A 12770-nucleotide genomic window follows, 5' to 3' on the forward strand; every position below is an offset into this window, starting at 1 on the left:
AGTTTAAAAAAGGGGCCGCTTTCGAGCGGCCCCTTTTGCGTTGGATGACGGGATCAGGGTGTCGCAATGACCGGTGTGGGGGAGGCTGAAGCTGTCGACTCAGCTGGCCGCTTCACATAGTCCACCCGCCCGGCCGGGGGATCCGGCAGGCGACCGTTCTGGACGAGCTGGTCGCGCGGTGTCGGGAAGGTCGAGGAGGCCGGCACGGTTCCGCCCAGCAGTTCGTCGGCGCCGTCGAGCTCAGGGTCGAACAGATCGATCGGCGGGGTGGTGACGATCGCCTTGTTCTCCGATGGCGACAGGGTCACCAGCTCGGGCAGATTGCTGGCGTCGAGGCGGACGAGATCCGGGCTCGTCATGTCGCCGAGATAGCGACGTACGGATTTTTCGACATAAAAAGCGAGCTTGCGTTTGCCGGGGCCGGTAAAGCCGATGCCGTCATTGCCGCGCAGGCGGACCGGCTGGCCATTGATGTCGGAGCCGGTAACGATGAAGCGCCCTTCCTGGTCGACGAATCCTTCCCAGATATCGACGAATTCGCCGTTCACCTTCTCGATGCTCGATCGATAGATGGTGTTGAGGCGCAGGGCGTCCGCAGTCATGTTTTGCGGGCGGAAGGCCGGCAGCCCGACCCAGATGATCGGGACACGCGTTTCCGCAGCGACGCTCGCCAGGCGCGCGACCCGGTCGCCATAGGCGGTGAACCAGGGATCGGTCCGGAAGTCGAGGCGGCCGGTCGGGGTTACCAGTTGCTGGCGGTCGTTGGCGCCGATCTGGATGACCACGACGCTCGGTTTGAGATCGCCGACGAGTGCTGGCAACTGGCCCGGCCAATCGTAGAAATCATCACGCACCAAGCCGGAGGATCCATTGGCGCGGTTCTCTACAACGACGCCGGGTGAGTCCTCGAAGGCGGTCTTCAAACCGTCGCCGAGTGCGCTTGCAACGAAGTCTCCGAGGACGAGGACCGTCTTTGCATTGTCGAGCTTTGGCGGCGGCGGGGGTGCTGCGACCGCGCGGGTGGATTGCGGCCGGGTGTTGATCGTGGTCACGCTGCCACTGGTCTTCTTGCGGGTATTGGTTTCCCGCGGCCGCTGGACGTTCTGTGGCGGGACATAGGTCGGCTGGCGTTCGCCGAAGAGCAGGTCGAGGAGAGTGCGGCGGCGTTCCGGCTGCTGGGCTTCGGCAGACGTGGTGATGAATGCGGTCGCGACGACTGTCAGCGCCAGACCGAGCGTCATGAGGCGGGCGAAGGTTCCGCGCGGGCTCGTCAAGTCACACTCCATGGGCGAAGGCGGCAGGCTCAAAATGCATCCGCCGCGCTCTCTTGTTTCTGGAGCGCGGCGGATGCCAAGTCAACAGGTGCGCTTGCTGCGGACCCGTATCAGTTACGCAGCTTGTCGAGCAGGACGCGTGACGGCTGGCCGTCCACGGACATGCCGAGCCGCTGCTGGATGGCGGTGATAGCCGCCTTCGAGCCTGAGCCGAAATTGCCGTCGATCTTGCCATCGTAATAGCCAAGCGCCTGAAGACGGGTCTGGAGCTCGAACTTTTCCTTGACGTCGAGCGAACCGTCGGGGCGCGGCCAGCGCTGCTGCATGCCGCCATAGCCGGCAATCTCGTCCGCCAGCAGGCCAACGCCCAGGGCGTAGCTGTCAGCGGCATTGTAGCGCTTGATGACGAAGAAGTTCTTGGTCATCAGGAAGCCCGGGCCGTTGGCGCCACCGAGCATCTTGAGCTCTGCGCGTTCGCTGCCGTTCCTGAAACCCTTGCCGGATGGACGGGCGAAGCCCAGCGCCTGCCACTGGGCCACCGTCTTGGTCTGGCCGGCATATTTGTTGCCCCCTCTCGGGACGGCGATCTCGTAGCCCCAGGTGCGGCCGGTCTGCCAGTCATTCTTGGCAAGCAGATTGGCGGCGGTGGCGAGTGCATCGGGAATCGAATGCCAGATGTCCTTGTCGCCGTTGCCGTCGGCGTCGATGCCGTAAAGCAGGTAGCTTGTCGGAATGAACTGGGTGTGGCCCATGGCGCCGGCCCAGGAGCCCATCAGGTTCTTGTTGGTCACGTCGCCGTTCTGCAGCATCTTGAGCGCGGCAATCAGCTGTGTGCGGGCAAACTTTGCGCGCTTGCGGTCGGCATAGGCAAGCGTGGCCAGCGAACGCGGCACATTGTGCAGGCGGTCCGGACGCTCAAGAGCCGCGCCATAATTCGATTCCATCGACCAGATCGCAAGCAGCACGTGCTTGTCGACGCCGAAGTGGTTTTCCAAGGCTGTCAGCAGGCGCCCGTGCTTGGCCAGCATCTCCTGACCGACCTTGACCGTGTACGGGTTCACGCGGCTGTCGAGGTAATCCCAGATCTGGTGCTTGAACTCCGGCTGATAGGCCGCCTTTTCCAGCACGAACTGGTCTGGCTCGGTCACGCCGTTGAACGCCTGGCGATAGGTCCGCTCCGTGATGCCGGCCTTGGCGGCGACAGGATAAAAGTCGCGGATCCACTTCTGGAAACCGGCGTCCGCGAAGGCTTCCATGGGCATGAGCGCTGTCGTCAGCGTCAGGGCAATGGCGCCGAGCAGGCTGGGGCGGTGTCTTTTCATGGGCATCTCCCGTGCATTCTCGTGTTGGCAGCCGGAACAAGGCTGTTCACCACAGGTTAATGCTGTTCAGTCAACAAACCCTTTACCATGTTGTCCGCCCAAGCTTTGTCTTTGCCATTTTGAAGCAATTGTATGTTACTGGGCGTGACTGCGTTATGAAGACGTTAATCGATTTAGATCCTCGAGGAGGAATGAGTGGTTCAGACTAAAAAGCTCCGTAAAGCCGTTTTTCCCGTGGCCGGTCTCGGTACGCGTTTTCTCCCCGCCACCAAGGCGGTCCCGAAAGAAATGCTCACCGTCGTCGACAAGCCTGTCATCCAGTATGTGGTTGACGAGGCCATCGAAGCCGGGATCGAGCACTTCGTTTTCGTGACCGGCCGCGGCAAGGCGGTCATCGAGGACTATTTCGACATCCAGTTCGAACTTGAACAGACCCTCAAGGCCCGCAACAAGAACGCCGAACTTTCAATGCTCGACGAACTGCAGCCGACAGCGGGTCAGACCAGCTTCACGCGGCAACAGGAGCCACTGGGTCTCGGACATGCCGTCTGGTGTGCTCGTGACATCGTGGGGCATGAACCTTTCGCCCTTCTCCTGCCTGACATGATTATGCGCGGCGAAAAGGCCTGCCTCAAGGGCATGGTCGAACTTTATGAAAAGACCGGCGGCAACATTGTGGCGGTCGAGGAATGTGCGCCGGATCAGGCCCACAAATACGGCATCGTTGGCGTCGGTGACGCGCTCGAAGGCGGCTTCAAGATCACGCAAATGGTCGAGAAGCCTGCCAAGGGCACGGCACCTTCCAACTTCTTCATCAACGGCCGCTACATCCTGCAGCCTGAGATCTTCGAGATCCTGTCGACCCAGGAGCGTGGCGCCGGCAACGAGATCCAGTTGACCGACGGCATGCTGAAGCTCGCCAATGACCAGCCGTTTGCCGGTTACCACTTCAAGGGCCAGACCTTCGACTGCGGTTCCAAGGACGGCTTCATCCTGGCCAATGTCGCCTTTGCCATCGAGCGCGCCGACATTCGTCCAGCCATCGAGGACCAGTTGAAGGCGCTGCTCGCCGCGCTGAAGTGAATTGAAACCCTGACCGCCGGGCTCAGCGCTTGGCGGTCAGGCCTACCAATGCCGTCACCGTGCTGTTGTCGGTGCCGGTCTTGTAGTTCGTCCGCTCGTAAGCGAGATCTGCCGTCGCATCGAGATAGCGATTGACCTTCCAGGTCAGGCCGGCGCCCGCGAGATAAGCGGTCGTATCGCTCGCACTCGCATTTCCGTCGTAGTTCGTGAAGGTTGTTCCGCCCGTCAGGCGTGCGACGAGGTTCGTGCGCAGGTCGTGGGACAGCGCAGCGGTGACGCGGTGGATCGTTGCGCCGTTGACACCGGCCGTGGTCGATGGATCGATGCTGGTGTCGAGCGAGAGATCGATGCTGGTGCCGTCCTGCGGCGACCAGAAGATGTTGCCATCCACCGTCATCGCTGACAGTTCTGCCAGACGCGCGTCCTCGAAAGTCTGATGTTCGTAGCCGAGGGCGATTTCGCCGCGCAGCTTCTCTCCCAGATCGACGGCCACCCCGGCCTTGGCGCCATAGAGATCCGCCGAGCGCCGGTATCCGGACGAATCGACGGCTTCGTCATAGTCGATCCGCCCAATCGTGCCTTCGATGAAGGGGGTGAGGGCAGGCGAGATCTCGTATCCGAGGCGGCTGCTGAGCGTATAGCGATTGCGATCGCGATCGCTGCGTTCGAGGATGCTGCCATTGGACAGCTTGGCATCCGAATATTGAAAGCGGGTGAAATCGCCGGCGATCGAGCCGCGGATCACACCGAAGTCGCGTTCGACCGACAGGCCAGTCCCGAACTGGTTGACACCCGACTGGACCCGGGCGCCGGATACGGCGTTCGGGTCGTCGCTATCCTCGCGGCTGAAATTGTAAGACCCGGAAAGCGTCGCGATGGTGTCGTCGGCGAGATCGAGACGCAGGCGCGCATCGATATTGGCGCGAGGCTTGTCGTTGTCCGTGCCCGACAGCGTTTCCTGCCATGCGCCTTCGGCTCCGACATTCAGCTCATGTCTCGACCAGTCCGAGGTCAAAGTACCCTTCAGTCCGGTTTCCGAGAATGTGCGGTTGGTTTTGACGTCGCCGGACTTCTCCCGCTCGGTGCCCAGTTTCTGGCTGATCGACGGCCGAAGGATCATGCTGCCAAGGCGAATGCCGGTGCCGTCTTCGGCGTCCAGGGCGTCGCGGCGAATGCGGGCAGCGGTCGGGTCGTCTAGCCTGGTCTCGCGCAGGTTCTGGCGTCCAATGTCGTCGTCCACCGGCAGGGCATCGGGATCTGAAAGCGGGTCCACCGGGAATGTGTTCGGGGCAATCGTGGCCGTCGTGGTCGGATCGGTCGCCACGGCAGGTGCCGATGTCGACGTTTCGCCCGCGCGAGTCGCGATGCCTTCCGGGCCGATTCCCCGCGTCTGCGTGCCGCTTGTCGCAGCGCCTGTCGAGGATTGCGGCGTGGGGCGGGTCTCTTGGGCTGCGACCAATGACGGGTGCACAAGTGCCGACAGCGCGAGTGCGCCGGCAAAAGCGCGCAGTCCCAGGCGGCGTGCGCCGCGCGTGTCCCGATTTTCGACTGAAGTCATGCTTGCGCCCGGCGATCTGTAATGCTTACCCAATCGTAAAGCCTGGTGGTTAATGTTTGGTTTCGCCGGTGAATGGCGATCAGACAGGCGTTGCCGAAGACGCGGCATGCACCACGAGAATTTACAGCAGCCGACAAACGCAGTATGGGACGACATGATCAAGCGCGCAGTCAATCTCGTTGAAGCCAGTGCCACCGAATCCGCTCTTCGCGTCATCTCGACCGAGCGGGAGGGGCTTCGTGTCCTCGAAGAGGCCTTGGCCGGGCCCTTGGCCGCACCCTTTTGCAATGCGGTGAAGACGATCGGCGGGATCGGCGGTCGCGTAATTGTCACCGGGGTCGGCAAGAGCGGGCATATCGGTTCGAAGATTGCCGCCACCTTTGCCTCGACCGGCACGCCGGCCTTCTTTGTCCACCCATCGGAAGCCAATCACGGCGATCTCGGTATGATCGCGCAGGATGATGCGATCCTGGCGATCTCCTGGGGGGGCGAAACGACGGAACTTCAGGGCATTCTGAGCTTCTCGCGCCGTTTCTCGATCCCGCTGATCGCCATTACGGCGGGTGAAAATTCCACGCTCGCCCGCAATGCCGATGTCGTGCTGTTGATGCCGAAGGTTCAGGAGGCCTGCCCGCACGGGCTCGCGCCGACGACCTCGGCTGTGCTGCAGCTTGCCATCGGCGATGCGATTGCGATTGCCCTTCTTGAAGCCCGCGGGTTCTCGCCGTCGGACTTCCGTACCTTCCATCCAGGCGGCAAGCTCGGTGCGGCGCTCACCCATGTGCGCGACATCATGCATACCGGCGAGCGCCTGCCGCTGGTGGCGCTCGGTACGCCCATGCCCGAGGCGGTCAAGACCCTGTCTCACAAGCATTTTGGCTGTGTGGGCATCGTGGACGACGCCGGCAAGCTCTGCGGCATCGTGACGGAAGGCGACATGGCGCGTAATCTCGCCCGGGATCTGTCTATCCTTGACGTCGATGATGTGATGACCCGCAATCCGAAGGTCATCAAGGGCGACGCCCTCGCGACGACCGCCGCGGCGATGATCAACAAACATGGCATAGGTGCGCTGATCGTCGTCGATGACGAGAACACGCCCGTCGGCCTCATTCACTTCCACGATCTGCTCAGGATCGGTGTCGCCTAAGCGGGCCTCAAGAGAAGCTCTCAGGCCAATCTCGTGCGCCATGAATGATCGCCAGGATTTCCACGCGCGCGCCCACTCTGTAAACGACGATGTAGGGTGTGCGGGAAACCACGAGTTCCCGCGTGCCGCTCACCCTGCCTAGGCGGCCGACGTTCGAATTTTTAGCCAATAGCGCCTTCGTTTGATCGAAGATCCTTTTGGCCAGACGTGTCGCTGCCGCTGGTCGCCTGTCTGCAATGTAATCCTGGATCGCTTCCAGATCTTGGATCGCTGGAAGTGTTCAGACCACCAGCATTAGCCGGGCCGATACTTGTTCAATACCCGGTCTATTTCCGCCTCAGACGCGAAGTCACCCCGATCGGCTGCTTCGATTGCAGCCTTAACTTTGCCGATGAAGTGCTCCTGCCAGGCAATCGAGTGACCCTGCTCCAGGGCATCCTGGATGATCCTGGAACGCGATACGCCCGCGCGCGCGGCAAGCGCATCGATCCTGGCTGCGAGATCCGGCGTGATGTCGAGTTCGATTGTCATGGACCCACTATGCCATGCTTTGCCGCGCATTCAAGCGTGGCCCGACTCAAGCCTCTTCCACTGTCAGATCGCGACCATCGCTTGAGACGATCCGCACACGGGCGCCGCCGGGCAGGTCCGGGCCGGAGACCAGCCAGAAGGTGTCGTCCAGCCGGATACGGCCGCGGCCCTCGCGGATGGGCTCGGCGAGCACGGCGGTGCGGCCGACGAGGCTTGCGCCACGCTGATTGAGGAGTGGTTCGTCGCTCGACGTCTCGAGGCGGGTGAAGAGACGGCGACCGGCAAGCGTGAAGGCGACGGCGCTTGCCGCAAAGACCAGCGACTGGATTTGCCACGACCAGAAGCCCGCATCCCAAAGCAGCAGCGACAGCACACCTGTCAGGATGGCGCCGAGGCCGATCCAGACCAGGAAGACGCCGGGCATGACCAGTTCGGCCGCAAGCAGCAGCATGCCGAGGACCCACCAGCTCCAGGGGCCGAGTTCGGCGATGATCCGCGCCAGCATGGCGATCACTCGCCGTTCGGGTTGAAGGAACTGATCGGCGGCGTGGTGCGCGGCGCGGCGGTCGGGCGCGGTGGTGCAGGGCGCTTGTCGTCGCCGAAGACCTCGCGGGCAATCGCGCCGATGCCGCCGAGCGAACCGATCAGCGACGTCGCTTCCATCGGCATCAGAACCACCTTGGAATTGCTGGAGGTGCCGATCGCGGCCATTGCTTCTGTGTATTTCTGGGCGACGAAGTAATTGATGGCGTTGACGTCGCCGGCGGCGATCGCTTCCGAGACGAGGCGGGTGGCCTTGGCTTCGGCTTCCGCCAGACGCTCACGGGCCTCGGCCTCGCGGTAGGCTGCCTCACGCTCGCCTTCGGCCTGAAGGATGGCGGCCTGCTTGGCGCCTTCGGCCCTCAGGATCTGGGCATTGCGGAAGCCTTCGGCTTCCAGGACCTGGGCGCGCTTCTCGCGCTCGGCCTTCATCTGGCGGCCCATGGCGTCCACCAGGTCGGCCGGCGGCTGGATATCCTTGATCTCGACGCGCGTGACCTTGATGCCCCAGGGGCGGACGGCCTCGTCGACGACGCGCAGCAGGCGGTCGTTGATGACCTCGCGGTTGGAAAGCAGTTCATCGAGATCCATCGAGCCCATGACCGAGCGGATATTGGTCATCGTCAGGTTCAGGATGGCATTTTCGAGGTTCGAGACCTGATAGGCGGCTTCTGCAGCGTTCAGCACCTGATAGAAGGCGACAGCATCGGCAGAAACCGAGGCGTTGTCCTTGGTGATGACTTCCTGGGTCGGCACATCGAGTACCTGCTCCATGACGTTCATCTTCGCGCCGATCCGCTCGAAGAACGGGATGATCAGGTTAAGGCCCGGCTCCAGCGTGCGCGTGTAGCGGCCGAAACGCTCGATCGTGTAGCGGAAGCCCTGCGGTACGGTCTTGATGCCGGCAAAGAGGACCAGGATCACAAGCAGTACGAGTGCGATGACGACGATGTCCGGACCGGTAACGGGCATGAATTCCTCCAGCATTGGCGCAAACGGAAATTGCGCCCCTTTGGTCTAACATCGTGGCGTGACAGGGTAAATGCAAGGGATCGCGGTCACACACGGCGTGCGTTTGCGATTCGGACTAGTGGGCTACACGAAAAAGAATAGCGGCGGGATTTCTCCCGCCGCCTCGGTTTTCAGGCTGATCGACCTGAGCTTAAAACTCTTCCCAGTTGTCCTGGGCCACTGCCGCGTTGCCGTGGCTGCGTGGCGCCGGGGCGGCGCGCCGGGCAGGCTCTGCCGCACGCGGTGCAGGAGCGCGGCTGGGCGATGCCGTGGGTTGTGCCATCGTACGGGCCGTTTCGCGCAGCGCCGATGCCTGGGTTTGCTGGACGCCGTCGATGCTGAAGTGCGAGATCAGTTCGCGGAGCTTTGCGGCTTCGCTCGCAAGCGCGCCGGAGGCAGCGTTGGATTCCTCGACCATGGCGGCGTTCTGCTGGGTCGTCTGGTCCATCGAGTTGACCGCATGGTTGACTTCCGAAAGGCCGGTCGCCTGTTCCTTGGCGGAAAGGGCAATCGCATCCATGTGGGTGTTCATCTCGGTGATGAAGCCGCCGATGGTGCGCAGCGCTTCGCCGGTCTTGCGGACGAGATCCACGCCGCCAGCAACCTCGGTCGAGGAGTTCTGGATGAGAGCCTTGATCTCCTTCGCAGCATTGGCAGAACGCTGGGCGAGCTCGCGAACTTCCTGGGCGACGACTGCAAAGCCCTTGCCGGCTTCACCGGCACGCGCTGCCTCGACGCCAGCATTCAGGGCGAGCAGGTTGGTCTGGAAGGCGATTTCGTCGATGACGCCGATGATGTTCGAGATCTGCTGCGAGGAGTTTTCAATCCGACGCATGGCTTCTTCGGCGCGGGAAACGACTTCCGACGACTGGTTGGCGGAGGTGTTGGCATGGGCTGCCACGCCGCGGGCCTCTTCAGTCCGCTTGGTCGAGTTGACGACGTTGGCGGTAATCTCTTCGACTGCGGCTGCCGTCTGCTCAAGGGCGGCGGCCTGCTGCTCGGTGCGCTTCGACAGGTGATCGGTCCCCGAGGCGATCTCGCGGGTGCCGGTCTCCATGGTCGCGACGCTGTTGTTGATCGAGGCCATGGTCTGGTTCAGCTGGCGGATAGACTGGTTGAAGTCGTGGCGGAGTGCCTCAAAATCAGGGGCGAAGGCTTCGTTGATCTGGAATGCGAGATCGCCGGCGGCGAGGCGCTTCAGACCGGCAGCCAGGCCGGACGTGGCAATGCGCAGACGTTCGGCGGCTTCAGCTTCGGCACGCTGCTGTGTCGCGATGCGATCGGCCTCTGCCTGACGACGGTTACCGTCGGCCTCGGCTTCGAGCCGCTTGTTGGCGATGGCTGCCTCACGGAAGATCTGCATCGCAGCGGCCAGGCGCCCGATTTCGTCCTTGCCACCCTGATCGATCGTGACGTCGAGGTCGCCGTTTGCGAGGCGCGTCGTGTTGTCGGCGAGCTTGCCGAGCGGACGGGAAACAAGTTGGAAGTTCAGGAAGCCGAGGAGAGCAGCAGCGATGCCGACGATGATCGAAGCGGCGAGGCTGACCGTTTCCACAAGCGAGAGGGCTGCGGTCTGGTTTTCACCAGCGGTGACGGCACGCGCCGAGAGAGAAGACTTGATCTCGCGGATTCGCACCTCGAAGGCCTGGACTAGAGCCTCTCCTTCACCAGTTACTTCGATGGCGCGGGCAAGTTCAACCGTTTCCGGGGCGCGCATCAAGAGGATCTGGCGGTCCATGAAGTTTGTCTTCCACGCGTCGAAGTCGACCACCGCGTCTCTGAACTTCGTAAGTTCTTCCGGTGCCGATGCCGATAGCATTGCTTCGATGTTGGGACGGTCCGCGCTCATTTCCGCAGCAATCTCTTCTGCGCCAGCTGCGTAGTCGCGGTTGCCGGTCAACAGGAAGGTCTTCAGCTTGAGGTCCGCGACATAGAGATCGGCGGCGAATTCGTCGATCACCGCAACGGCGCGATTCATCGTCGTGGTTTCCGCGACCTGTTCACGGGCCATAATGGTGCGATTGTGCATGAAGGTCGAGGCTGCGATCGCGATGGCGGCGAGGAGTCCGAAAGCGAGAAAGCCTTTGGCGCTTACGGATAGATTCTTGAGCATAGTAAAATCCTGTCCCGGTCGGGGTCGAATTGAATCATGGTTTACAGGACGGCCGCCATCATGGGGTCGTGTCGACGGATCAGCTGCCGGCCAGCGCCCGGCGCTCAAGTTCCGTCAGGTTGAGTTCGACGGTAACGGCACCAATCTTCTTCTTGGCGCTATCGACCAGCGTCAGGCTCACCTGGTTTCGCCAGATCTTCATGTCGTCGTCCCACTCGGCTTCATCGATGAAGATCGCGTCCTCCGAGACGTCATAGGTCTTTTGGAACTTCGCCTCGTCGCCCTGCCAGAAGTCGCTGGTGATCGAGCTCTGGCCGACATTCAGGCCGTTCTTGTCCATCACGAAGATTTCCGGATAGAGGCCGAGCGATTTACCCTGAATGCGGGCGAGATAGACGGAGAGCGGGCTGGAGAGCGTCGCGGCGATCAGCGGCTTGTCGGCTGCCTCGCGCTCGGCCTTCCATTGATTGTCCAGCTCGTCGATCTTGTCCTGGGACAGGTCTGTGAGCCGAGCGTTCTGTGCCTCGACCGATACGGTGACAATCTCGGTGGACACGAATTCCTGGATCTGCTTGATGAGCTCGGGCGAGACGAGCTTGGCGATATCAGGCTGGGCCGGTTCTGCATGGGCAGTGGCGAGTGACGCTACGATGAACGTCGATGCCAATGCTGTCGTGACGAATTTCATGATGGTCTCCTTCAACTCCCCCTAATTCTAGGGATCATTACTAAACGGACCATTAATATAAGAAATTGCCTATCTAGAATTGTAATTAAATCCAATGATTTAAGTAGGCTTTTCCGTCTCGGATTTGCGCTTGTGGGCAGCTTGAGGTTGTCTTTTCGGTTGTGTTGTTTCGGAGCCCGACACGCTAAGCAAATGAAAAGATGCGTTAAAGCTGGGCATATGTACCGAAGATTGGGCTTTTTCTCATTAGCTCGCCATGCGTGTTCGCCGTCTCGGTTGTACCGCTACCGTAGCTCAAATGCCCCTCCGGAAGGCACGGTGCGACGCGAAGTGACATTGATATAAATGAAAAAAGGACCGCCTTCCGGCAGTCCCTTGGTCATGTTGCATGTAGCTTAGCCTATTGAGCTTCAGGCCCAGCCCTGGAGCTCGCGGCGGACGACGTTCTCGATCACGCGCATGCCGTCGTCGCTGTCGTTGAGGCAGGGAATGTGGGTGAACTTCTCGCCGCCATTGTGCAGGAAGTCCTCGCCGGCTTCACCGGCGATTTCCTCCAGTGTTTCCAAACAGTCGGAGACGAAGCCCGGGTTCATGATGGCGATGCGCTTGACGCCTTCCTGGGCCAGCTTTTCGACCGTCTTGTCGGTATAGGGCTGCAGCCATTCCTCGGGCCCGAAACGCGACTGGAAGGTCACCATCAGCTTTTCCTTCTCCCAGCCGAGATGCTCGCGCAAGAGACGCGTCGTCTTGTGACACTGGCAGTGATAGGGGTCGCCCTTCATGAAGTAGGACTTCGGAATGCCGTGATAGGAGGTGATCACCAGTTCAGGCTCCCAGTCGAGGGTCGCCAGATGCTGGTTGATGGAGTTGGCAAGGGCGGCAATGTAGACCGGATCATCGGCATATTGCGGCACGGTGCGCAAAGCCGGCTGCCAGCGCATCTTCAACAGCGCCTTGAAGGCTTCATCGTTGACGGTCGCCGTGGTTGCCGCCGCATAGTGTGGGTAGAGCGGATAGACGAGAATCTTCTCGCAACCCGCCTTCTGCATCTCGTTCATCTTCGCCTGGATCGCCGGCTGGCCGTAGCGCATGGCCCAATCGACATGCACGTTCGGCAGATCCTTCAAGGCAACCGCGAGCTTTTCCGCCTGGCTGCGGGTGTAGGTGCGCAGGTAGCTTTCGTCGAGATCCTTGTTCCAGATCTCTTCATAGGCCTTGCCGACCTTCTGCGGGCGTCGGTTGAGAACAATCCCGTACAGAATGGGGTACCAGAACCACCGTGACCACTCGATGACGCGCTTATCCGTCAGGAATTCCTCGAGATAGCGGCGCATGGACTTGTAGTCCGTGCCATCGGGCGTTCCAAGGTTGACGAGGAGGACGCCGACCTTGCCGAAATTGACGGGCGGATGGTCGGAGGGCCAATGGGCAGGCATTACATTCATCTTGATATCCTGGTGATGAGATCTCGACCGATACGTGGCGAAGGCCAGTTGAGAT

The 12770-nt window shown here is 61.4% G+C and carries 12 protein-coding genes; 2 read left to right on the forward strand and 10 right to left on the reverse strand.

Features of this window, described 5'->3' with window-relative positions; translation table 11 throughout:
- Nucleotides 1-53: 53 nt before the first annotated feature.
- Complete coding sequence (locus SJY08_RS02625; protein ID WP_377274626.1) at nucleotides 54-1274, reverse strand: DUF459 domain-containing protein; 1221 nt, start codon at nucleotides 1272-1274, stop codon at nucleotides 54-56.
- 110 nt (nucleotides 1275-1384) lie between these two features.
- Entirely contained in the window at nucleotides 1385-2536 is a 1152-nt protein-coding gene (locus tag SJY08_RS02630; protein ID WP_377278449.1) for a lytic murein transglycosylase, read from the reverse strand.
- 255 nt (nucleotides 2537-2791) lie between these two features.
- Here SJY08_RS02630 and galU point away from each other — a divergent pair, with 255 nt between their 5' ends.
- Nucleotides 2792-3679 carry a UTP--glucose-1-phosphate uridylyltransferase GalU gene (gene galU, locus SJY08_RS02635; RefSeq protein ID WP_054148222.1) on the forward strand — a complete coding sequence of 296 codons (888 nt, stop codon included), beginning with the start codon at nucleotides 2792-2794 and terminating at the stop codon, nucleotides 3677-3679.
- A gap of 22 nt (nucleotides 3680-3701) precedes the next feature.
- Here the strand turns inward: galU and SJY08_RS02640 are convergent, their stop codons facing one another.
- Nucleotides 3702-5237: an outer membrane beta-barrel protein gene (locus SJY08_RS02640; RefSeq protein WP_377274627.1), complete on the reverse strand. Its 1536-nt coding sequence runs from the start codon at nucleotides 5235-5237 to the stop codon at nucleotides 3702-3704.
- Nucleotides 5238-5391: 154 nt separating this feature from the next.
- Here SJY08_RS02640 and SJY08_RS02645 point away from each other — a divergent pair, with 154 nt between their 5' ends.
- Entirely contained in the window at nucleotides 5392-6387 is a 996-nt protein-coding gene (locus SJY08_RS02645) for an SIS domain-containing protein (protein WP_153762745.1), read from the forward strand.
- Between the two features lie 7 nt (nucleotides 6388-6394).
- On the opposite strand, the gene SJY08_RS02650 is transcribed toward SJY08_RS02645, so the two are convergent.
- From SJY08_RS02650 to hemH, 7 genes are all read right to left on the reverse strand, one after another.
- A complete protein-coding gene (locus tag SJY08_RS02650) occupies nucleotides 6395-6655 on the reverse strand; it encodes a type II toxin-antitoxin system RelE/ParE family toxin (RefSeq protein WP_377278451.1) in 261 nt (86 codons plus the stop codon).
- Nucleotides 6656-6681: 26 nt separating this feature from the next.
- Nucleotides 6682-6918 (reverse strand): CopG family ribbon-helix-helix protein, encoded by a 237-nt coding sequence (locus tag SJY08_RS02655; RefSeq protein ID WP_054148226.1) that lies wholly within the window; start codon nucleotides 6916-6918, stop codon nucleotides 6682-6684.
- Nucleotides 6919-6964: 46 nt separating this feature from the next.
- Complete coding sequence (locus tag SJY08_RS02660) at nucleotides 6965-7423, reverse strand: NfeD family protein (RefSeq protein WP_006726899.1); 459 nt, start codon at nucleotides 7421-7423, stop codon at nucleotides 6965-6967.
- 5 nt (nucleotides 7424-7428) lie between these two features.
- A complete protein-coding gene (locus SJY08_RS02665; RefSeq protein WP_153762742.1) occupies nucleotides 7429-8430 on the reverse strand; it encodes an SPFH domain-containing protein in 1002 nt (333 codons plus the stop codon).
- A 190-nt stretch (nucleotides 8431-8620) separates the two neighbouring features.
- Entirely contained in the window at nucleotides 8621-10582 is a 1962-nt protein-coding gene (locus SJY08_RS02670; RefSeq protein WP_377274628.1) for a methyl-accepting chemotaxis protein, read from the reverse strand.
- Nucleotides 10583-10661: 79 nt separating this feature from the next.
- Complete coding sequence (locus SJY08_RS02675; RefSeq protein ID WP_377274629.1) at nucleotides 10662-11270, reverse strand: hypothetical protein; 609 nt, start codon at nucleotides 11268-11270, stop codon at nucleotides 10662-10664.
- A 410-nt stretch (nucleotides 11271-11680) separates the two neighbouring features.
- Entirely contained in the window at nucleotides 11681-12715 is a 1035-nt protein-coding gene (gene hemH, locus SJY08_RS02680; RefSeq protein WP_054148229.1) for a ferrochelatase, read from the reverse strand.
- Between the last annotated feature and the right edge of the window lie 55 nt (nucleotides 12716-12770).

The sequence above is a fragment of the Rhizobium sp. R86522 genome (genome assembly GCF_042466255.1).
Taxonomy (GTDB): Bacteria; Pseudomonadota; Alphaproteobacteria; order Rhizobiales; family Rhizobiaceae; genus Allorhizobium.